This window comes from Lutimaribacter marinistellae (assembly GCF_042648365.1).
In the GTDB taxonomy this organism is placed as follows: domain Bacteria; phylum Pseudomonadota; class Alphaproteobacteria; order Rhodobacterales; family Rhodobacteraceae; genus Lutimaribacter_A; species Lutimaribacter_A marinistellae.
In genome coordinates, this window is record NZ_JBHRXI010000016.1 from 357392 (window position 1) to 378546 (window position 21155).

Here is a 21155-nt window from a genome sequence, read left to right on the forward strand (position 1 = left end):
ATAGACCGCGCGGGACGGATTTGCGCGGGAGAGCGGTATGAACATTCTCATTCTCGGCAGCGGCGGGCGGGAGCATGCGCTGGCCTGGGCGGTGATGCAGAACCCCAAATGCGACAAGCTGATCGTGGCGCCGGGCAATGCCGGGATCGCGCAGATCGCGGAATGCGCGACGCTGGATATCGAGAACGGCGCGGCGGTGGTGAGTTTCGCGGATGAGAATGCCATCGATTTCGTGATCGTGGGCCCCGAGGCGCCGCTGGCGGCGGGCGTGGCGGACCGGTTGCGCGAGGCTGGCATCCTGGTCTTTGGCCCCTCGGCCGAGGCGGCGCGGCTTGAAGCCTCGAAGCGGTTCACCAAGGAGATCTGCGACGCCGCAGGGGCGCCCACGGCGGGCTATGCCCATTTCACCGATGCCGAGGCCGCCAAGGCCCATGTGCGCGCGCAGGGCGCGCCGATCGTGGTCAAGGCCGATGGGCTGGCCGCGGGCAAGGGCGTGATCGTCGCGATGGACGAAGCGACGGCGCTGGAGGCGATCGACGACATGTTCGGCGGCGCCTTTGGCGGGGCCGGGGCCGAGGTGGTGATCGAGGAGTTCATGGAGGGCGAGGAGGCATCGTTCTTTGTCCTGTGCGACGGCGAGAACGTGTTGCCCATCGGCACGGCGCAGGATCACAAGCGCGTGGGCGAAGGGGATACGGGGCTGAACACGGGCGGCATGGGGGCCTATTCGCCCGCACCGGTTTTGAGCGACGAGATCGCGGCCCGCGCGCTGGAGGAGATCGTCAAACCGACCGTTGCCGAGATGGCGCGGCGGGGCACGCCCTATCAGGGGGTGCTGTATGCCGGTCTGATGATCAAGGATGGCGCGCCGCGGCTGGTTGAATACAACGTGCGGTTTGGCGACCCGGAATGCCAGGTCCTGATGATGCGGCTGGGTGCGCAGGCGATGGACCTGATGCATGCGGCGGCCGAGGGGCGGCTGGACGGGTGCCGCGTGAACTGGGCCGAGGATCACGCGATGACGGTGGTGCTGGCGGCGAGGGGCTATCCCGGGGCTTACGAGAAGGGCAGCGAGATCGGCGGGCTGGGCGAACTGCCGGAAGACAGTGCCAACATGGTGTTTCATGCCGGGACGCGCGCGGAGTCTGGCAAGATCCTGGCCAATGGTGGGCGGGTGCTGAACGTGACCGCGCGGGGCGTGTCGTTGTCGGAAGCGCGGGACCGGGCCTATGCCATGGTCGATGCGATCGACTGGCCGGAAGGGTTCTGCCGCCGCGACATCGGCTGGCGCGCGCTGGACGCGGGGGAGGCTCCCGCCCCGGTTTGACGCCGTGGGCGTCGCACCGCGTTGGGCCGGGCGCCGCGCGTGCCGCGCGGCGCGGAGCCTGTGGGGAGCCTTTTCTTTTGCCTGTCCGGCAGCATATCGTGGGAGGCGAGGAGAGCGCTATGAGCGGACCGATCGACGAGAGCGAGCTGGAACGGCTTTATGCCGCGCGGGACTTGCGTTCGCTTGCTTTCGACTGGGTGCCGGTCGGGATCGTGGTGACCGAGGCGCGGGTGATCCGCGAGGTAAACCGGCGGTTCTGCGAGATGTTCGGCTATGACCGCGACGAGCTGCTGGACCAGCTGTTCGCCTTTCTCTACCCGACCGAGGCCGAGTTCCAGAACGTGCTGCATCGGGGCGACAAGGATCTGGGCGAGGGGAACCTCTACTGGGACGAGCGGGTCATGCGGCGCAAGTCGGGCGATCTGTTCTGGTGCCGGGTGCGGGGGCAGAGCTTTACCCCCGAGGCGCCGTTGAGGCGGGCGGTGTGGACCTTTGCCGACTTGTCGGAGACGCGGCCCTACCAGCCGCTGACCCAGCGCGAGCGGGAGGTTTTCTCGTTGCTGGGGGAGGGAAAGACCAGCAAGGAAATCGCGCGGGAGCTGGAGTTGAGCTATCGCACGGTGGAGGTGCACCGGGCGCGGCTGCTGAAGAAGTTCGGCGTCAACAACACGGCAGCACTGTTCCAGTCGCTGGGGGACATTCGCGGCGAACACGTGGTGGAATCGGGGCCCTAGCCGCGTGCAGGGGGCGCTGCCCCCTCGGCCTGCGGCCTCACCCCCGGGATATTTCGTGCAAGAGGAAGGGAGCGGGCGCTGTCAGGGGGACTGGCAGTCGAGGGCGCGTTCGACAGCCGTGCGGCCGGAGAAGGGTCCAAGGTCGCGGGTCTGCCAGCCTTCGCTGTGGAACACGGCGAGAAGGCGGGACCAGTCGGCGCTGGCGAGGACGAGTTCGGGGCCTTGCCCGCAATCGCGCAGGCCGCCGGTGATGAAATCCTCGCCGATGCGGTGATTCGTGACGCCGGGACGCTGGGCGATCTCGGTGAGCCGGCCCGTGTCGTAGCGCCAGATGCGCAGGGTCCTGGCGAGGTGGGGGCGGTCGACATAGGCCAGTTCCACGTAGCCGTCACCGTCGAGATCGCCGATGCCCGCCGGGGCCAGCCATCGGTTGCGCTGGCCGATATGGGGTGTGGCAGTGATCTTGCCGCGGGGGCCGTAGATGGCGAGGCTCGCCCCGGTGCTGGCCTCGGCCTCCACCACGATGACCTCGGGCGCGCCATCGCCGTCGAGGTCCGCCAGGCGAGGCGCGAGATCCTCGAAAACGCGGTTTTCAGGCAGTGTCACGCTGATGGTCCGGCCCGAGGCAAGCGTCATTTCAAGCGCGCCCCATTCGATGGCGTCGCCGAGGACCCCATGCGCGTAGCGAGTCGTGGGTTGGGTGTAACGGGCGGCGTTTATTGCATCGGCAAGGGCCGGGAGCGGGTGCCACATGCACAGCGCCAAGAGCGCGCCGCGGGCGCGGCGTTGCCATGGGCGGGCGGGGTGGCGCGGCGCCTTGCTTTGGCACAGGGCGCGCGCCGGGGGCATCAGATCTGCTTTTCGGGCATCTGCACGATCAGCCCGTCGAGCGCGTCGGTCACCTTGATCTGGCAGGTCAGGCGCGAGCGCGCGGGGTCGGGCTCGTAGGCGAAGTCGAGCATGTCCTCTTCCATGTCTTCCTTGCCCGGGATCTTGCCGACCCAGTCGGGATGCACATAGACATGGCAGGTCGAGCAGGCGCAGGCGCCGCCGCAATCGGCCTCGATGCCGGGGATGTTGTTGTCCCGGGCGCCTTCCATCACGCTCAGACCGTTGGCGACATCTACGGTGTGCTCGGTCCCGTTGTGCTCGATATAGGTGATCCTGGCCATGGTTGCCCCTGTCTGTTTCGATAAGTCGGGACACATCTAGAGAAGGCGCGGGGGCGTTTCCAGTCCGATTTGCGGCAGGTGGTGGCGGGTCTGGACATTCGTTGCGTATGTTCTATTTTTGTTCTCATGCGCGTGATCTCTTCCCCTTCTTCCTCCGTCGCCGGCCGGGCAGGTGTGCCGGGGCCTCGGGGCTGGCCGCGCCCGCCGGCCTGTCTGACCGCGGCGCAGATCGGGCTTCCGCCCGAGGGCGCGCGGGTTGCGGTGGCGGGGCTGGTGATCCTGCGGCAGCGGCCGGGAACGGCGAAGGGGGTGATCTTTCTGACGCTCGAGGACGAGACGGGCGTGGTGAACGTGATCGTCTGGAGGGCGATCTACGAGCGGTTCCGCCGGGCGGTGATCGCGGGGCGGATGCTGCGGGTGACGGGACGGGTGCAGCGCAGCCACGGGGTGACCCATGTGATCTCGGAGGAGATCGAGGACATTTCCGCCATGCTCGACCTGCTCGTGCAGGAGCGGGGCTTGGCGGGTGCGGGGGAAATGGGCTAGGTTTTCAGGCAGAACAATGACAAGCCCATCGAGGCCCGAGCATGACATTTCTTCGCTTTTCCTGCTGCGCAGCCGCGCTGTGTGCTGTTCTGGGCTGTACCCCGGCGATGCCCGATCTGGACGCGCTGGCCGAACCGCAGGTGTCGCGGCTGGAACAGGCCGCACCGCCAGGGGCCGCGGCGGGCACCTGTTGGGGCAAGCATGTGACGCCGGGCATTTTCGAAACGGTCACGGAGCAGGTGGTGTTGCAGCCGGCGGAGGTGCTGAGCGACGGCACGGTGGTGCGCCCGGCCAGCTACAAGACCGAGACCCGCCAGCGCATCGTGCGCGAGCGGCGTGAGACATGGTTCGAGACGCCATGCCCGGCGCAGATGACGCCGGAATTCGTGGCCTCGGTCCAGCGGGCGCTGGCCGCGCGGGGTTTGTACCGGGGCCATGTCAGTGGCGAGATGGATGCCCGCACCCGTGCCGCCGTGCGCCGCTTCCAGAAGCCCGAGGGGCTTGATTCGGGCATCTTGTCGCTCGCCTCGGCACGCAAGCTGGGGCTGGTGGCAATCGAGCTGGAGGAGAGCGAGGAGGGGTAATCTCCTCCTCCTACCGTTTGAACAGGACCTTCAGTTCCTCTTCGCTAGGCGTCACCTGCCGCAGATCCGCGTGCAGGCCACGGCCCGCCTGAACGCCGGGGCGTTCGCGCATCGTTTCCAGCCAGCGGGTGAGGTTGGGCTTGTCCGATATGTCCTGCTCCTGCCGTTTCCACAGATGCGCCCAGGGCCAGATCGCCATGTCGGCGATGGAGTAGAAATCACCCGCGACAAAAGCGTTTTGCGCCAATTGCCGGTCGAGCACGCCGTAGAGCCGGTTCACTTCGCGCTTGTAGCGGTCCTTGGCATAGGGGATGTCCTGCGGCGGGTCGAGCGCGGGTGCGTATTGCAGGAAGTGATGGGCCTGTCCCGCCATCGGGCCGACACCGCCCATCTGCCACATCAGCCATTGGTCGACCGCGATCCGGTCGCGCTCGGTCTCGCCGTAGAACAGGCCGGTTTTCCGCGCGAGGTAGATCAGGATCGCGCCGCTTTCAAAGATGGACACGGGCGCGCCGCCGGGGCCGTCGGGGTCAACGATGGCGGGCATGCGATTGTTCGGTGCGATCTTGAGGAAGTCGGGCTCGAACTGGTCACCCTTGCGGATGTCCACGAGGTGGGTGGTGTATGGCAGGCCCATCTCTTCGAGCGCGATGGAGATTTTCCAGCCGTTCGGCGTGGGCCAGTAATAGAGGTCGATTGTCATGGCAGGGTCCCTTTCGGGGACCGATCATGACGCTTTGCTGGCGAAGGGCAAGGGCAGGTCGGGCCGCGGCAGCGCAAGAAGCCGTGACCAGCGCGGCGCGGGTGTCTCGGGCAGGCCGCGGCGCAGCGTGTCTAGGCAGATGCGGTCACGCTCGCGCAGGAGGACGTTGTAGAAGCCCAGCACGCCGGGCCGCATGTAGCTGGACCAATGGCAGATGCGATGCTGGGCCTCGGCCACCGGGTGGGCGAGGCGCGATATGTAGTCGAGCGTTCCGGGGCAGTCGAGTTGCAGCGTGACCGCGTTGGGCGCGTCGAGGCCCAGCCCGATTGCCCGGTCGCCGCGCCGGGGCGGGGCGATGATACGTTCGAACAGGAAGTCGAACAGGTCGTTTTCGCGGCTGGTGATGTTGATGAACTCGGCCCGTTGTCCGGCAGGCGTGGCGAGCGCGGCGCGGGTGCGGGCGCGATAGGCGGCGCCGGTCAGCGAGACGATCCGGTCGAGACCGCCATCCGGCAGGTGGTGGAGCGCCTCGAGCGCAACCTCGATTCCCATGGAATGGCCAAGGAAATGCACCGGCCTGTCCGGGTTGAGGCGGCGCAGCGTGCGGATCATTTCGGCCAGCATGCGGCCTGCCTCGACCGCGCGGCGCTGGGCTTGCCAGAGCGCGCCGCGCGCGTCCCAGCCAAAGGCGATGGCCAGCCCCTCGTCGGGCTTGTCGCCGCCGAAACCAAGCGCGCGCGGCCAGCTGGGGGCCACCCATGGCATGGGCCGGGGGCTGAGCGAGAGCATGTGATCGTGCGGGCAATGTTCGGCGGAGCCGGGGCGATACTTGAAGCCGTGGGTCATGATGATGACCGGGCCGGGCGCGTTGCGCGTCTGGCGCAGCACGCCGTGAAGTGGTCGGGGAGAGTCGTGCAGCCGTGCAGCCTGTCCCGTCACGTTCACCCTGATCACTGGCATTGTCTTGCCCCGTCCCAGATGTTGTGTGCTGCCCTTCCCACGACGCTATGACGGGGCGATGAAGGAAAGGTAACGGGGGGGTGACGATGCCGTTGCGCGGCAGGGTTGCGGATGGGACGTTGCGCCGGGGATACGGTTTGTGGCGCGTGGCGGGCCGAAAAGGCGCGCCAGAAGATGCGGAGTCGCTTGACGGCGCAAGCGGGGAGGCGTATGCGCCGGAACAGGAACCACGTGGCGATTTGTTACCGGATTGCGGGCCACGCTAAACAACTCCGCTAAAAGGTCAGGATGAAAGCCCCCTTTCGCTTGACCGCGTCGGGGGCTTTTTCGTTGCCCCTCAACCTCTAAGAGCCCCCGGGTTCCGGGGCGGGAAAGGACCGGACGGATGAGCGAGGACTGGAACGAGCGCACCAAGGCGGTGCATGGCGGTGTTCGCCGCAGCCAGTATGGCGAGGTGAGCGAGGCGATCTTCCTTACGCAAGGTTTTGTCTATGACAGCGCCGAGGCCGCCGAGGCGCGGTTCATCGAGGCGGGCGATGACGAGTTCATCTATGCGCGCTACGGCAACCCCACGGTGCGCATGTTCGAAGAGCGGATCGCCGCGCTGGAAGGTTGCGAGGACGGGTTCGCGACGGCCAGCGGCATGGCCGCGGTCAATGGCGCGCTGGTGTCGATGCTCAAGGCGGGCGATCACGTGGTGTCGTCGCGCGCGCTGTTCGGCTCGTGTCTGTACATTCTCGAGAACATCCTGACGCGCTATGGCGTCGAGGTGACGTTCGTGGACGGCACCGACCTTGAGCAGTGGCGCGACGCGATCCGGCCCGAGACCAAAGCGGTGTTCTTCGAGTCGCTCTCGAACCCGACGCTGGAGGTGATCGACATCGCCGCCGTGGCCGAACTGGCGCACGCGGTGGGTGCGCTGGTGGTGGTCGACAATGTCTTTGCCACGCCGGTCTTTTCCCGCGCGGCGGAACTGGGCGCGGATGTCATCATCTATTCGGCGACCAAGCATATCGACGGGCAGGGCCGTGCGCTGGGTGGCGTGATCCTTGGCAGCCGCGACTTCATCCGCGGCACGGTCGAGCCCTACATGAAGCATACCGGCGGTGCGCTGAGCCCGTTCAGCGCTTGGATCCTGCTCAAGGGGCTGGAAACCATGCCGTTGCGCGTGCGGGCGCAGGCCGATACCGCGCAGGCCATTGCCGAGGCGCTGGACGGTCATCAGGCGCTGGCGCGGGTGCTTTATCCGGGACTGAAGGATCACGCGCAGCACGATCTTGTGCAGACGCAGATGGGCGGGCGCGGCGGCACGGTCCTGTCGCTGGACCTCAAGGGCGGCAAGGACGCGGCGTTCCGCTTTCTCAACGCGATGAGCATCCCGGTGATCTCGAACAACCTGGGCGATGCGAAATCCATCGCCACTCATCCGGCCACCACGACGCATCAGCGGCTGTCGGACGCGCAGAAGGATGCGCTGGGCATCACGCCGGGGTTGGTTCGGTTCTCGGTCGGGCTGGAGGATGCGGGCGACCTGATCGCCGATCTGACCCGTGCGCTGGAGACGGCGGGATGACGGATGTCCTGATCCGCGGGCTGCGGGCGGGCGAGGCGGATGCGCTGGGCCTGCTGTTTCACCGTGCCGTTCGCGAAGGCGCGGCGCCGGCCTATAGCCCCGAACAGCGCGCCGCATGGAGCCCCCAGCCGCCTGCGGGCCCGGACTGGGCCGCGCGGTTGGAGCGGGAGGTGACGCTGGTGGCAGAGGCCGACGGTATTCCCGTGGGATTCATGTCGCTGGAGCCTGAAACCGGGTATCTCGACCTTGCGTTCGTTCTGCCGGAGTGGCGCGGGCAGGGGGTTGCCGGGCGGTTGCTGGCCGTTCTGGAAAACCGCGCCCGCGCGCTGGGGTTGGGGGCGCTTTCCACGCAGGCAAGCGCCCTTGCGCGCCCGTTCCTGCTCCGTAACGGATGGCAGGACGGGCCACTCCAGGAGGTGGTTAGGGGTGGTGTCACTTTGCACAATTACGGCATGAGCAGGGTGCTGGTGCGGGCCTGCGCCTGAACGGCCGGCACCTTTACGGGGCGCTGCGGCGTGCTTATGTCTTTGTCATGTGCAGGTCGCATTCGCCTGCAAGACGGCGGAAAATCGCAGAAAATTTCGATCCGGTGCTTTATGCGGTTCGTATAGGGGACAAGATGACGGAAAAGCTCCGACCCGCCGCACCGCAGCGGTCACCAGAGAGGGACACGCGCCGATGAACTTTCACACCCGTATCACCGACGAAACCCCCGACCGCGACGAGGCCGAGGCGGCGCTGGATACGCTTCGCAGCTGGGCGCGCAACGCGACCGAGACCGAGATCGCGCAGCTGGATCCGGCGGTCGCGCGGCTGGTTCCGGGATTGGTGAAGGACGAGTACCCGGTGCTGTCGCGCCGCTATCCCGACGATTTCAGCGTGGACGCGGCCTACAAGGCGTCGCTGCCGGACCTGCAGAACGGCCCCGAGAGCCTGATTCGCGGTGCCCGTCAGCAGATCCAGCATGTCGGCATCTCGAATTTCCGCCTGCCGATCCGCTTCCATCGCAAGGGCGGCAGCGATCTTGCGCTGGAGACCTCGGTCACGGGAACCGTAAGCCTCGATGCCGACAAGAAGGGCATCAACATGAGCCGCATCATGCGGTCCTTCTACCGGCATGCGGAAAGCGTCTTCAGCTTCGAGGTCATCGAGGCGGCGCTGGACGATTACAAGACCGACCTCGAGAGTTTCGATGCACGTATCCAGATGCGGTTTTCCTATCCCGTGAAGGTGAAGAGCCTGCGTTCGGGGCTGGAAGGGTACCAGTATTACGACATCGCGCTGGAGCTGGTCGAGCAGGACGGGGTGCGCCAGAAGATCATGCATCTCGACTATGTCTATTCCTCGACCTGCCCATGCTCGCTGGAGCTGAGCGAGCATGCGCGGCGCGAGCGGGGGCAGCTGGCCACGCCGCATTCGCAGCGTTCGGTCGCGCGGATCTCGGTGGTGCTGGATTGCGATGCGAACTGCCTGTGGTTCGAGGACCTGATCGAACTGTGCCGGCGCGCCGTTCCGACCGAAACGCAGGTCATGGTCAAGCGCGAGGACGAGCAGGCCTTTGCCGAGTTGAACGCGGCCAACCCGATTTTCGTCGAGGATGCGGCCCGCTTGTTCTGTGCCGAGTTGCAGGCCGATCACCGGGTGGGCGATTTCCGCGTGATCGCGAGCCATCAGGAAAGCCTGCACAGCCACGACGCCGTGTCGATCCTGGTAGAGGGCGATACGTTCGCGGCGCAGAGCCTTGATCCGAAACTGTTCAACACCCTGTTCCACGTAGGATAATTGCGCGTTTCGGGCGTTTTTGCCGCATTGCGGCAAAAAATGCTGCGCATGCGGGATTTCTCGTCTATGTTGGTGTGGACACCAGATCTGCGCCCTTTGCCGGTGCGCGAAGGGCAAGGGCGCCGGTCGGGCGCGGGACATGGCCGTTTCGCCATCGCCTCGCTGCCGGTGAGCGACAGTTTGCCCCTGGAGGAGCACCAGACGATGACATTCATGCCCAACCCGTTCGAATTCCAAGCGGCCGCCATGCGGTTTGCCGGTTACGTGACGGCGAACAACCTGCGGATCATGCAGATCCTTGCCAATTCGGCAGTGCATGCGCCGCTGATGCAGGCCCATGCGCTGCATCTTGCCGCCATGCGGCCTACCAACACACAGGTAAAGAGCAGGGTCGAGCCTGCTGCGAAACCGGCGCGCAAGGCTCCGGCCCGGCGTGCGGCCGCGGCCAAGCCCGTTGCGAAGCCCGCAGCCAAACCCGTTGCCAAGCCTGTCGTCAAGGCGGTCGCCGAAGCCTCGGCACAGCCCGCCAAGGCAGACGCGCCCGCAGCGCCCAAGGTGGCAGAAGCGAAGGTCGTGACAGCCAAGGCCGCCGCCGCTGCACCCAAACCGGTGCCAGCGGCGGCAAAACCGGTCGAGGCGAAAGCCGTGGCGACTCCGGCAGCCAAACCGGCGGCGGAAAAGCCCGAAGCCAAGGCCAAGACGGCCCCTTCGGCGGCGAGCAAACCGAAAACGACCCGCCGTGCGCCTGCCACGCGTCGACGCAGCCCGGCCAAGGCCGCAACTCCTGCGACCGAAGGTGCCGATACGGCGGCGCGCAGCCCCCGGCGGCGGACGCGTGCGCCCTCGACCCCGCCGAAGATGCCAGGCGGAACGGAGACCGGCGACAGCTGACCCGTGGTCCGCGGTGCGTGGCCTTGACAGCCACGCGCGGGCGCGCCAACGCTGCGCCTGATGTTTGATCCGCGACCAGTTCTTTACGTGATCGGCCTGCTGGTCGCCCTGCTGGGCGCCAGCATGATCGTCCCGCTCGTGGCGGACCTGATCGAGGGGCGCGGCCATTGGCCGGCCTTTTTCATGAGCGCCGTCTTTACCGTCCTGGTGGGGGGCGCAGTCGCACTGAGCACGGCAAATGGCGTGCGCGAAGGGCTGACGATCCAGCAGACATTCCTGTTGACGACGATGGTCTGGGTGGCGCTGCCGATATTTGGCGCGCTGCCTTTCATGCTGGGCGCTACCGAGCTCGATTTCACCGATGCGATGTTCGAGGCGATGTCGGGCCTGACGACGACCGGCTCGACCGTGTTATCAGGGCTCGACGACATGCCGCGTGGCCTGTTGCTGTGGCGCGGGTTGCTGCAATGGCTGGGCGGGATCGGCATTGTCGTCGTGGCCATGGCCTTTCTGCCCGAGCTGCGCGTGGGCGGCATGCAGATCTTCCGCTCGGAGGGGTTCGACACGATGGGCAAGATCCTGCCCCGTGCGCGAGAGATCGCGGGGCGGATCTTTCTGGTCTATGTCGTCATCAGCGGTACCTGCCTGCTGGTTTACGCGGCACTCGGCATGAACTTTTTCGACGCGCTGGTGCATTCGATGACGACGGTCGCCACCGGAGGCTTTGCCAATTACGACGCCTCTTTCGGCGCATTCTCGGGCCCGATCGAGTATGCCGCGGCGCTGTTCATGATCCTCTCGGCGCTGCCTTTCGTGCGCTACGTGCAGCTTATCAACGGGCAGTCGCGACCGCTTTTGCGCGATTCGCAGGTTCATGTCTTTCTGTTGGTCGTCGGGCTGCTGGTCGTGCTGTCCACGATCGCGCTGGTCTACCTGTTCCCGCGATCCTGGGAGCAGGCCTTCCGCGAGGCGTTCTTCAACATCACCTCGATCATCTCGGGGACCGGCTATGCCAGCACGGACTACATGCAGTGGGGCGGATTTTTCGTCACATTGTTCTTTTTCATCGGGCTGATCGGTGGCTGCGCGGGCTCGACCGCCTGTTCGATCAAGATCTTCCGGTACCAGCTTCTATTCGCGTCGGTCCGCGCGCAGTTGCAGCGCATCCAGTCGCCGCATGGCGTGTTCCTGCCGCGTTACCAGGGCCGGCCTGTCGGGCCTGACGTCCTGAACTCGGTCATGGTGTTCTTCGTCTTTTTCGTGGTGACGATGGGTGTGCTGTCCTGGGCGCTGGCGCTTACCGGGCTCGACTTCATCACCGCGGTGTCGGGCGCGGCGACGGCGATTGCGAATGTGGGGCCGGGGCTGGGCAGCGAGATCGGCCCGGCGGGCAATTTCGGTGGCCTGAATGACGCCGCCAAGTGGATTCTGACCGTGGGCATGCTGATCGGCCGGCTGGAACTGATGGCCGTCTACGTTCTGTTTACCGTTCAATTCTGGAGAGCCTGATGCAAGACCTGCCCCGAAAGCCGCTGGGCGCGCAACTATCCCACATGCTTCGCGACCGTGGGGTCGAGGTGATTTTCGGCATTCCCGGGGTGCATAATCAGGAGATGTATCGCGGTATCGAGGAGGCGGGCGTCACCCATGTTCTGGCGCGGCACGAGCAGGGGGCCGGGTTCATGGCCGACGGCTATGCGCGTGCGACCGGTCAGCCGGGGGTGGCCTATGTGATCACCGGGCCGGGCCTGTGCAACATCATGACCCCGATGGGGCAGGCCTATTCGGATTCCGTGCCGATGCTGGTGATCTCGTCCTGCCTGGACGAGGTGGCCGCGCGGCGCGGGCAGCTGCACCAGATGCGGGACCAAGTGGGCGCGGCGGCGACCGTCTGCGACTGGTCCGAGGAAGCGCGTAACGCACAGGCGGCCTATGCGCTGGTCGAGCGCGCCTTTGACGAGTTCGAGACCGCGCGCCCCAGGCCCAAGCACATCACCGTGCCGATTGCCGCGCTGGAGGCCGAGGCCACGGCCGCGCCCTTCCCGAACCAGCCGGCCTTGCGGCTGCGCTCGGGCGCGCCGGATATCGCGCCTGTCCTGTCGATGCTGAACCTTGCGCGTCGGCCGCTGTTCATCCTTGGCGGCGGGGCACGGTCGAACCTGTGGCGGCAGATCGTGGCCCAGACGGGCGCCGCGGTCTTTACCACCTATGCCGGTCGCGGGCTGGTCGGCGCGAACTATGCGCTGGATTTCGGGGCAACGCTGGCGCGACCGGGCAGCGCCGAGGTGATCGCCTCGGCCGATCTGGTGATCGCGGTCGGGACAGAGTTGGCCGAGGTCGACCTGTGGCGGGATAAGCTGGGGCACCAGGCGCCGCTGATCCGTGTGGACCTGGACCCGGAGGTTCTGGCCGACGAACATCGGGCGCTGATCAAGTTGCAGGCAGAGGCCGAGAGTTTCGCACGTGCGCTGTGGGAGGCGACCGAGGATGCCACACCCGCGACCGGTTGGGACGCGGCGGAGGTATCGGCGGCGCGGAGGCGCTGGCGGGCCGAGGTGGAGGCCGAACGCCCCGGCATCCTGCCCGTGGCCGATGCGCTGCGTGATGCGTTGCCCAAGGACACGATGATCTACTCTGACATGACGCAATTCGCCTATGCCGCCAAGGAGGTCTGGCCGATGCATTACCCGCATCACTGGCACCATCCCACCGGGTTCGGCACGCTGGGCTATGCGCTGCCTGCCGGGATTGGCGGGGCGGTTGCGCGTCAGGGCCAGCCGACGGCGGTGATCATCGGGGATTACGGGTTCCATTACACCATGGCCGAGCTTGGCGTGGCGGTCGAACTGGGTTTGCCGCTGCCGATCATCCTGTGGGACAATGGCAAGCTGAAGGAGATCGAGGAGAGCATGGTGGGCGCGCAGATCGCGCCCAATGCGGTGGTCGCGCGCAACCCCGATTTCTGTAGGCTGGCCGAGGCGTTCGGCGCGCGTGCTTCACGGCCGGCGAGCCTGTCCGAGATGCAGGCGGCAGTGACATCGGCGCTGGCTGCGGACGGGCCAACACTGATCCATGTGACCCCCGAGATCGTCACGGGGGCGTGATCCGCCTCTCTGTCCTGCCGTGCTAGGCTTTGTGCGGCTGGACCAGGGGAGGGGTGAATGCCCTCGATCGAGATACAGGTATTGGAAGGGGTGTTTTCCGACGAGGAAAAGGCCGAGATCATTCGCCGTGTGACCGACGCGTTCGGCAGCGTGGCGGGAGAGACGATCCGCAACGGGACATCGGTGCGGATCTTCGAGGCGCTAAGCGGCAGCTGGGGCTATGCTGGGCAGGTTCTGACAACCAGCGATGCCCTTGCGATGAAGGCGAAAGGGTAGCCCGCCCCATGAGGGGGCAGGCCTTGGCCGTCAATCCCAGCAGCTGACGAGAACGGTCATGCCTGTTGCTCGGCGGTTCAACTCGTCCGGGGTCAGGCTGGATGCGCCGGTATCGTCGATGGCCCGCAGCCCGGCTTCTTGCAGGACTTGCCGCAGAGCCTGGGCGTCGGCGGCAAAGCTGACGGTGTCGGGCAGCTTGCGGCCTTCGTTCGGGGTGGGCAGCAACATGCCCATCACGCTGCCGCCCGCGTCGAAGACGGGGCCGCCGGCGTCGCCCTCTTGCGCGGCGAGCGCGAGACGCGAGAGTTGTTCCTCGCCGCCCAGGCCCTTGATGTCGGCCAGCGTGCCATAGGTGAGCGACGGCGCGCCAAGTATCCCCTCGTAGGAAAAGCCCGAAAGCGTGATCTCGGATTGCAGCCGGGCCTCGCCCTGCGTCAGGCGGGCGACTTCCATCGGGGCGAGGGGCACGGTCGGGCGCAAAACCGCAACCCCCAGCGTGTCGTCCACGGTCACGACATCGGCCTCGTGCGCACGGTCGAGCGTGACGCGTGTGCAGTTGCGAACCGCTTCGGCCACGGTGACCACGCTGCCCTTGCCATCGACGAAAAAGCCCGAACGGGACAGGCGCGGCTTGCGCACCTGCAGGCCCGAGACAAGGTCCACGCTCTGCACCGCGTTGCCGCCCGCAGCGGGGCTTAGCACGCCGCCCGTGCGGGTGAAGCTTTGCTGCATAGCCGTCAGTACGCGTGCGCGGCGCTCTTCGTCGCCTTCGGGCCAGATGAGGGTAAAGCCCTTGATTTCGCCGTTCTGAAGCCGCGCCTCGGTGTGCGAGACGATACCGCTTCCGCGCCCGACGAGGGTGAAGCTGTCGCCCTGTTTCTCGCGCGGGCCGTCGAGGGGCACGATTTCGAGCGTCTGCATGATGTCGTAGAGGCCGAACAGCGTTGCGCGGTTGCCCGGCTGGCTGATCAGCAGGACGCGCGCGCCGAGATCGGTGGCGCTGTCGTAATGGGCGAAGGGCGGCTCGTAGCGGGAGAACGCCACCGCATCCATCGGCATCTGCATCTCGATCCCCGCATCGCGGTCGAAATGGCGGCGCATGCCCACGCTGATGAGGGGGGCGTTGTATTCATCCATGAGCGCTTTGCGCTGCCTGGTGGTGAGAACGCCGGTCGCCTCGAAGCCCCGCGCCGATTGCCATTCGGCCATCGCACCGCGCGTGCCACGCCCAAAGGCACCGTCGATCGCGGCATTGTAGAACCCGGCCGCCTGCAAGGCGACCTGTAGGTCGCGCCGTTCCTGTCCGGTCAGCAATTGCTCGCTACGGCGTGCCTCGGACGGGGTCTCGTCGGAGGGTTCGGGATCGGCGGCCGCCCTGGCTTGCGTCTCGGGCTGGTTGCCGAGCAGGCCATCGGTGCTGAGCGCGGTGTTCGGAATGACGGCGCCGGCGGGCCAGAAGGGCTGCCGCAGGCTGTTTGGTTGAACGATGAAGCTGTCGCGCGGGATCTCGCGTTCCGAGCGATAGACCTGCAGCACGCGCCGTGCATCTTCGGGCGCGTAGGGGCCCAGCACGATGCCGTACCAGCCGCCACCAAGTGCAAAGCCGTGAACATCGGCAAGATTGTCGGAGAAATACTGTGCCCGTTCCTGGGCGGCGCGCAAGGACGGGTGCGCCTCGATCTGGACCCACACGGCCCCTTGCCCGGATTGCTGGGCCGCCGCCGGTTGCAGCGCACATAGCGCGACGATCGATAGGGCCGACAAAACGCGTATCATCTGGTCTTTTACCTCGGGAAAAAATCGGTCCGTTGAAGCTTATGCCTCAATATGGCGTGATTACCATGACCTGCCAGCCACGGAAAACGGTGTGTGTCGCAATCACGACAGCGTGGCCAGGGGCGAGGCGTTGACGCCTCTGGCCCGCTTGCATAGGAAAGGCGCGATCAAGCCGCAGACCGCGCGCCGGAGAGACGTGATGACCGAAGCGAAGACCGCCCCCCGTTCCTTTCAGGAGATCATCCTGCGCCTGCAGGCCTACTGGGCCGGCAAAGGATGCGCGGTGATGCAACCCTATGACATGGAGGTGGGGGCTGGCACCTTTCATCCGGCGACGACCTTGCGGTCGCTGGGCTCGACCCCGTGGGCGGCGGCCTATGTGCAGCCGTCGCGCCGTCCGACCGACGGGCGCTATGGCGAGAACCCGAACCGGCTGCAGCACTACTACCAGTTCCAGGTGCTGATCAAACCCAGTCCGCCGGACCTGCAGGAGCTTTATCTGGGTTCGCTTGAGGCCATCGGCATCGACATGACGCTGCATGACATCCGTTTTGTCGAGGATGACTGGGAAAGCCCGACGCTGGGGGCCTGGGGGCTGGGCTGGGAGGTCTGGTGCGACGGGATGGAGGTGAGCCAATTCACCTATTTCCAGCAGGTCGGCGGCCATGATTGCGCGCCCGTTTCGGGCGAGCTGACCTATGGCCTGGAACGTCTGGCGATGTATGTGCTGGGCGTCGATCACGTGATGGACATGCCGTATAACGACCCCGATGCGCCCATTCCGCTGAGCTATGGCGACGTGTTCAAGCAGACCGAAGAGGAATATGCGCGCTGGAATTTCGACGTGGCCAACACGCAGATGCTGTTGCGGCATTTCGAAGAGGCCGAGGAAGAATGCGCGACGATCCTTGCGCAAGACCATGTCGACCCCAAGACCGGCAAACGTATCGTGATGGCCCACCCCGCCTATGACCAGTGCATCAAGGCAAGCCACATCTTCAACCTGCTCGATGCGCGTGGCGTGATCTCGGTCACCGAGCGGCAGGCCTATATCGGCCGGGTTCGGGCGCTGGCCAAGCAATGCGCGGATGCATTTGTGCAAACCGGGGCCGGAGGCTATGCTGACGCCCAAAGCTAGGGGCAGGGCATGGACAGCGCGACACAGGAACATTACGAGGAGCGGCTGCGCAAGATGCGCCGCAAGATGCAGCGGCGCGTGCGCACGGCGCAGAGCCAGGGATTCATGGCAGGCGCGGCGGCGATGCTGCGGCCCGGTGACGTGGTGGTCGACTGTGGCGCGAACGTGGGCGATGTGACGGCCGTGCTGGCCGGGACGGGGGCCACCGTTCATTGCTTCGAGCCCGATCCCTATGCATGGGAGATCCTGAGCGGACGGTTTGGCGAGACGCCGAATGTCCATCTGCACAACAAGGCGGTGGGTGTGCAGGCGGGCAGCGTGCAATTGATGCGGTCGGACGCGTTCGACGACGACCCGCGCGGCAAGACGGTGATGAGCACGACACTGCCCGGCGGGCGAGGCATCAGCGCGGAGGCTGCGGTCGAGGTCGAGATGATCGACTTTCCGTCTTTTCTGAGCGCACTGGCCGAAGAGGCGGGCGGGATCGCCATGCTCAAGATGGATATCGAGGGCGCGGAGCTGGACATTCTCGAGGCGATGGAAGAGCGGCAGTTGTTCGACCCGATCCGCGTCACGCTGGTAGAGACGCATGAGAAGAAGTTTCCCGAGCTGCGACCGAGGTTCAGGGCGCTGAAAGCGCGGATGGCCGAGGCTTACCCGGCGTCGAAGGTCAACCTGGACTGGATCTGAACGCGCGCCGGGGCTGGACAAAGGGCGTGTTCCTCTAGATCAGGCGGGACGGGACTATCGGAGAGAGCAACGCATGACCGGCAAGCTGCTTGTCATCATCCTGGTTTTTTGCGCCGCACTGGCAGCGGGCGGGATGTACTACCTTCAGATTTACGGGTTCTATTACGACGTGGAGCCAAGTGCGGGCCGCGACGTCGTGCTTGTGACTGCCGATGGCGAGGTACCCGAGCCGATCGCCTATTCGAACTTTCGGGCGATAGATGCCGACAGCTCGCCGATCCGCTATCGCGCCTGTTTCGAGACAGACCTGACGCCCGACGCGCTTGCCCGGGATCACGTGCCGGTCGATGAGGCGATGCCGCTACAGACGCCCGGTTGGTTCGATTGTTTTGACGCCGAGGCGCTGGGCGAAAAGCTGGCATCAGGAGAGGCGCGGGCCTTTCTGAGCCAGAAGAACATCCATTACGGGGTGGACCGGGTGGTTGCCGTCACGCAGGACGGGCGGGGCTATGCCTGGCACATTCTCAACGATTGCGGCGAGAAGGCTTATGACGGGACCGTCGTGGGCGAAGAGTGCCCGCCGCGGCCCGGCACGGAGTGATCAATTGACCGAGCGAGGGAACTCAACCGGGGCGTGATGCGCTGTCCTGTCAGAAACAGGAGAGCCAACATGTCCGAAAAAGCCCCCGCCTGGGTCGTTCCCGTCATGCGCGCCGGCTATGCCGCGCGGGCCGCCGTCTACGCCATCGTCGGCGCCATTGCCGTTCTTGCCGCGTGGCGCGGCGGTCAGGCCGAAGGCACCGGCGATGCCCTTGCGCAGCTGCGCGGCGAGCCGTGGGGGATGGCGGCTCTGTGGATCATCGCCATCGGTCTTTTGTCCTACATGGTCTGGCGGCTGATCGACGCGTTCATGGACCTCGAGAACCACGGCACGGATGCCAAGGGGCTGATCGCGCGGACGGGTCTTGTCGTGACAGGGCTGGTGCATGGCGCGCTGGGCGTTTCGGCGGCCAGCACGGCGATCGGCAGCGGGCAAGGCGGTGGTGGCGCGGGCACCGAGACCATGGTGCAAAAGCTCATGACGATGCCGTTCGGCGTCTGGCTGGTGGGTGCGGCCGGGTTGGCCACCATCGGTGCGGGCATCTACTATGCGTACAAGGGTATTTCCGAGAAATACAAACAGCATATCGTCGCCACGCCGACCGCGCGCAAGCTGGACCCGGTAATGAAATTCGGGCTGGTCGCCGAGGGTGTCGTCGTGGGGATCATCGGCGTGATGATCTGTTACGCCGCGCTGACCTCGAACCCGGACCAGGCCGGCGGTGTCGGCATGGCGCTGGAGCAGGTCCGTTCCGCCCCGTTCGGCCGGTTCCTGTTGGGTGTCATCGGGCTGGGCCTTATCGGCTTTGCGGTCGAAAACGCGGTCGAAGCGCTGTACCGCTACGTTCCGCGCCGGGCAGGGGATGACGTGATGAGCCTTGCCCGCCGGGCCAAGCTGAAGGCAGAGGGCAAGCTGCACGAGGCAACGGCCTAACCGCTTGCCCCCCGGGCCTGCGGGCTTTAAGCAACGACCAAAGCGAGAACCCCGCCCGCGCATCATTCCGCGCGGGCGCCTCATTTGGTGAGACGATGCCCGACCTGCTGATCGAACTCTTTTCCGAGGAAATCCCCGCGCGCATGCAGAAGCGCGCCTCCGAGGACCTGAAGAAGCGGATGACCGACGGGCTGGTCGAGGCGGGGCTGACCTATTCGGGGGCTGCCGCGTTCGCGACGCCGCGCCGCCTGACACTGGCGGTCGAGGGGCTGCTGGCGCAGAGCCCGACACTGCGAGAAGAGCGCAAGGGTCCCAAGGTTGGCGCGCCCGACAAGGCGGTCGAGGGGTTCCTGCGCGGTGCGGGCATTACCCGTGACCAGCTCGAAGAGCGTGAGACGCCCAAGGGTGCGGTCTATTTCGCGACCATCGAGAAAGCCGGACGGCCCGCCGCCGAGATCGTCTCCGAGGTTCTGGAAAACGTGATCCGCACTTTCCCCTGGCCCAAGTCGATGCGCTGGGGTGGGTCATCCCTGCGCTGGGTGCGGCCGCTGCATTCGATCCTGTGTCTGCTGACCGACGAGAGCGGGGCCGCCATCGTGCCGATGGAGATTGACGGGATCGTCGCCGGGGATACGACTGAAGGTCATCGTTTCATGGCGCCGGGCCGGTTCGCGGTGACATCGTTCGAGGATTACGAGGCCAAGCTTAAACGCGCGCATGTGGTACTGAACCCGCAGGAACGGGCCGATCACATAAAGTCCGAGGCGCAGAACCTTGCTTTTGCTTCTGGGTTGGAACTGGTTCAGGACGAGGGCCTTTTGGCCGAGGTCGCGGGGCTGGTCGAATGGCCCGTGGTCCTGATGGGCGAGATCGGTGCGGAGTTCCTGGACCTGCCGCCCGAGGTGCTGCAGACATCGATGAAGGAGCACCAGAAGTTCTTCTCCGTCCGAAACCCCAAGACCGGGCGGATCGAGCGCTTCATCACCGTGGCCAACCGCGAAACCGCCGATCACGGTGCGACGATCCTTGCCGGCAACCAGAAGGTTCTGTCGGCGCGTCTGGCCGATGCCAAGTTCTTTTGGGAGAACGACCTTCGCATCGCGAAAACCGATATCGGCCAATGGGTCGAGGCGCTGGAAAACGTCACCTTCCACAACCGGTTGGGCAGCCAGGGCGACCGTATCCGCCGGATCGTTGCGCTCAGCGGTGCGCTGGCACCTCTCACCGGGGCCGACCCTCAGGAAGCGCAGGAGGCCGCGCGGCTCGCCAAGGCCGATCTGAGCTCGGAAATGGTTTACGAATTCCCCGAATTGCAGGGGTTGATGGGGCGCTACTACCTTCAGGCGTCGGGTCTTGACGATGAAGGCGCGGCTGCGGCCGAAGAGCATTACGCGCCGCTGGGTCCGTCGGACTCTGTTCCGCATCGGCCGCTTTCCGTGACGGTGGCGATGGCGGACAAGCTGGACACGCTGACGGGCTTCTGGGCGATCGACGAGAAACCGACCGGATCCAAGGATCCGTTCGCCCTGCGCCGTGCCGCTCTGGGGGTGATCCGGCTGATCCTTGAAAACGGGCTACGCCTGTCGCTGAAAGAGGCCGTTGCGCGCGCGTTTTTCCCGCATGCGATCAAGCGCGACACCGACGGCGTGGAAACACCCGAGGAAAAGCGCGCCGAATACGCGCGGATCATGGGGATCGACCTCGACAAGCTGCACACCCTGGACACCGAGGCGCTGGTTACCATGATCGGCGAGCGCGGCGTGTTCGGAACGCTGTGGGACACGCTGAAGGACCGGAATTCGAGCTTTCACCAGGATGCTGGCACGATTGCCGATCTGGTCGGTTTTTTCCATGACAGGCTCAAGGTGTTCCTGCGCGATGAAGGCATCCGCCACGACATCATCGACGCATGTCTTGCGATGGACGGTAGCGACGATCTGTACCTGCTGGTGAAGCGGGCGCGGGCGCTCAACGAGGTTCTGGCCACCGAGGATGGCGAGAACCTCGTGCAGGGGTTCAAACGGGCGAACAACATCCTGACCCAGGCCGAGGAAAAGGACGGGGTCGAGTATTCCTTTGGCGCCGACGTGAAGTATGCCGAGGAAGGCGCGGAAACGGCGCTGTTCGCGGCACTGGATGCGGCAGAAGAGAAGATTGCCCCGGCGCTTGCGCAGGAAGATTTCGCGGCCGCCGTTTCGGCCATGGCCGGGCTGCGCGCGCCGATTGATGCGTTTTTCGAGGCGGTTCAGGTCAATGCCGACAGCGCCGTTCTGCGCCGCAACCGGCTGAACCTGCTCAACCGCATTCGCGCCGTCTGCTCGCAGGTGGCGGATCTGACGCGAATCGAGAGCTGAGCGCCGCGCGA

The 21155-nt window shown here is 65.9% G+C and carries 21 protein-coding genes, 1 pseudogene and 1 riboswitch; of the genes and pseudogenes, 17 read left to right on the forward strand and 5 right to left on the reverse strand.

Annotation, left to right across the window (positions count from 1 at the left end):
* The first annotated feature begins 37 nt into the window (after window positions 1-37).
* From purD to ACFORG_RS23835, 3 genes and pseudogenes are all read left to right on the forward strand, one after another.
* Window positions 38-1327, forward strand: coding sequence for a phosphoribosylamine--glycine ligase (purD, locus tag ACFORG_RS15810; protein ID WP_386736485.1), 1290 nt, complete (start codon window positions 38-40; stop codon window positions 1325-1327).
* A gap of 119 nt (window positions 1328-1446) precedes the next feature.
* A pseudogene (locus ACFORG_RS23830) lies at window positions 1447-1776 on the forward strand (PAS domain S-box protein); the annotation flags it as partial.
* A 108-nt stretch (window positions 1777-1884) separates the two neighbouring features.
* Complete coding sequence (locus ACFORG_RS23835; protein WP_449284309.1) at window positions 1885-2061, forward strand: LuxR C-terminal-related transcriptional regulator; 177 nt, start codon at window positions 1885-1887, stop codon at window positions 2059-2061.
* 81 nt (window positions 2062-2142) lie between these two features.
* Here the strand turns inward: ACFORG_RS23835 and ACFORG_RS15820 are convergent, their stop codons facing one another.
* Together ACFORG_RS15820 and ACFORG_RS15825 are read right to left on the reverse strand one after the other, a co-directional pair.
* The gene (locus ACFORG_RS15820) at window positions 2143-2814 is read right to left on the reverse strand and encodes an FG-GAP repeat domain-containing protein (protein ID WP_386736487.1); all 672 of its coding nucleotides are present in this window, start codon (window positions 2812-2814) and stop codon (window positions 2143-2145) included.
* Window positions 2815-2909: 95 nt separating this feature from the next.
* Window positions 2910-3233: a 2Fe-2S iron-sulfur cluster-binding protein gene (locus ACFORG_RS15825; protein ID WP_386736488.1), complete on the reverse strand. Its 324-nt coding sequence runs from the start codon at window positions 3231-3233 to the stop codon at window positions 2910-2912.
* 126 nt (window positions 3234-3359) lie between these two features.
* Between ACFORG_RS15825 and ACFORG_RS15830 the strand changes: the two genes are divergently transcribed.
* Window positions 3360-3779, forward strand: coding sequence for an OB-fold nucleic acid binding domain-containing protein (locus tag ACFORG_RS15830; protein ID WP_386736631.1), 420 nt, complete (start codon window positions 3360-3362; stop codon window positions 3777-3779).
* A gap of 41 nt (window positions 3780-3820) precedes the next feature.
* A complete protein-coding gene (locus tag ACFORG_RS15835) occupies window positions 3821-4363 on the forward strand; it encodes a peptidoglycan-binding domain-containing protein (protein ID WP_386736489.1) in 543 nt (180 codons plus the stop codon).
* Window positions 4364-4373: 10 nt separating this feature from the next.
* Here ACFORG_RS15835 and ACFORG_RS15840 read toward each other — a convergent pair whose 3' ends face one another.
* Both ACFORG_RS15840 and ACFORG_RS15845 read right to left on the reverse strand, forming a co-directional pair.
* Window positions 4374-5066, reverse strand: a complete 693-nt coding sequence (locus tag ACFORG_RS15840) for a glutathione binding-like protein (RefSeq protein WP_386736490.1) — start codon at window positions 5064-5066, stop codon at window positions 4374-4376.
* Between the two features lie 24 nt (window positions 5067-5090).
* Window positions 5091-6026: an alpha/beta hydrolase gene (locus tag ACFORG_RS15845; RefSeq protein ID WP_386736491.1), complete on the reverse strand. Its 936-nt coding sequence runs from the start codon at window positions 6024-6026 to the stop codon at window positions 5091-5093.
* 221 nt (window positions 6027-6247) lie between these two features.
* A riboswitch (SAM riboswitch) is annotated at window positions 6248-6325 on the forward strand.
* Between the two features lie 86 nt (window positions 6326-6411).
* On the opposite strand from ACFORG_RS15845, the gene metZ reads away from it, so the two are divergent.
* From metZ to ACFORG_RS15880, 7 genes are all read left to right on the forward strand, one after another.
* Window positions 6412-7599, forward strand: a complete 1188-nt coding sequence (gene metZ, locus ACFORG_RS15850; RefSeq protein ID WP_386736492.1) for an O-succinylhomoserine sulfhydrylase — start codon at window positions 6412-6414, stop codon at window positions 7597-7599.
* Window positions 7596-8084, forward strand: a complete 489-nt coding sequence (locus tag ACFORG_RS15855; protein WP_386736493.1) for a GNAT family N-acetyltransferase — start codon at window positions 7596-7598, stop codon at window positions 8082-8084. The genes metZ and ACFORG_RS15855 overlap by 4 nt, the downstream gene beginning before the upstream one ends.
* A 193-nt stretch (window positions 8085-8277) precedes the next feature.
* A complete protein-coding gene (gene folE2 / locus ACFORG_RS15860) occupies window positions 8278-9381 on the forward strand; it encodes a GTP cyclohydrolase FolE2 (protein WP_386736494.1) in 1104 nt (367 codons plus the stop codon).
* Between the two features lie 66 nt (window positions 9382-9447).
* On the forward strand, window positions 9448-10272 hold the full coding sequence (locus ACFORG_RS15865; protein ID WP_386736495.1) for a hypothetical protein: 825 nt from the start codon (window positions 9448-9450) through the stop codon (window positions 10270-10272).
* A gap of 60 nt (window positions 10273-10332) precedes the next feature.
* On the forward strand, window positions 10333-11781 hold the full coding sequence (locus ACFORG_RS15870; protein ID WP_386736496.1) for a TrkH family potassium uptake protein: 1449 nt from the start codon (window positions 10333-10335) through the stop codon (window positions 11779-11781).
* A complete protein-coding gene (locus tag ACFORG_RS15875; protein ID WP_386736497.1) occupies window positions 11781-13376 on the forward strand; it encodes a 5-guanidino-2-oxopentanoate decarboxylase in 1596 nt (531 codons plus the stop codon). The genes ACFORG_RS15870 and ACFORG_RS15875 overlap by 1 nt, the downstream gene beginning before the upstream one ends.
* 57 nt (window positions 13377-13433) lie before the next feature.
* The gene (locus ACFORG_RS15880) at window positions 13434-13652 is read left to right on the forward strand and encodes a tautomerase family protein (protein ID WP_386736498.1); all 219 of its coding nucleotides are present in this window, start codon (window positions 13434-13436) and stop codon (window positions 13650-13652) included.
* A gap of 30 nt (window positions 13653-13682) precedes the next feature.
* Here ACFORG_RS15880 and ACFORG_RS15885 read toward each other — a convergent pair whose 3' ends face one another.
* A complete protein-coding gene (locus ACFORG_RS15885; RefSeq protein ID WP_386736499.1) occupies window positions 13683-15428 on the reverse strand; it encodes a trypsin-like peptidase domain-containing protein in 1746 nt (581 codons plus the stop codon).
* A 199-nt stretch (window positions 15429-15627) separates the two neighbouring features.
* Here ACFORG_RS15885 and ACFORG_RS15890 point away from each other — a divergent pair, with 199 nt between their 5' ends.
* From ACFORG_RS15890 to glyS, 5 genes are all read left to right on the forward strand, one after another.
* Complete coding sequence (locus ACFORG_RS15890) at window positions 15628-16566, forward strand: glycine--tRNA ligase subunit alpha (protein ID WP_386736500.1); 939 nt, start codon at window positions 15628-15630, stop codon at window positions 16564-16566.
* A 9-nt stretch (window positions 16567-16575) separates the two neighbouring features.
* The gene (locus ACFORG_RS15895; RefSeq protein WP_386736501.1) at window positions 16576-17256 is read left to right on the forward strand and encodes an FkbM family methyltransferase; all 681 of its coding nucleotides are present in this window, start codon (window positions 16576-16578) and stop codon (window positions 17254-17256) included.
* A 73-nt stretch (window positions 17257-17329) separates the two neighbouring features.
* Window positions 17330-17857, forward strand: coding sequence for a DUF6446 family protein (locus ACFORG_RS15900; protein ID WP_386736502.1), 528 nt, complete (start codon window positions 17330-17332; stop codon window positions 17855-17857).
* A 69-nt stretch (window positions 17858-17926) separates the two neighbouring features.
* Entirely contained in the window at window positions 17927-18790 is an 864-nt protein-coding gene (locus tag ACFORG_RS15905; RefSeq protein WP_386736503.1) for a DUF1206 domain-containing protein, read from the forward strand.
* A gap of 95 nt (window positions 18791-18885) precedes the next feature.
* Window positions 18886-21144, forward strand: coding sequence for a glycine--tRNA ligase subunit beta (glyS, locus tag ACFORG_RS15910; RefSeq protein WP_386736504.1), 2259 nt, complete (start codon window positions 18886-18888; stop codon window positions 21142-21144).
* The last annotated feature ends 11 nt before the right edge of the window (window positions 21145-21155 follow it).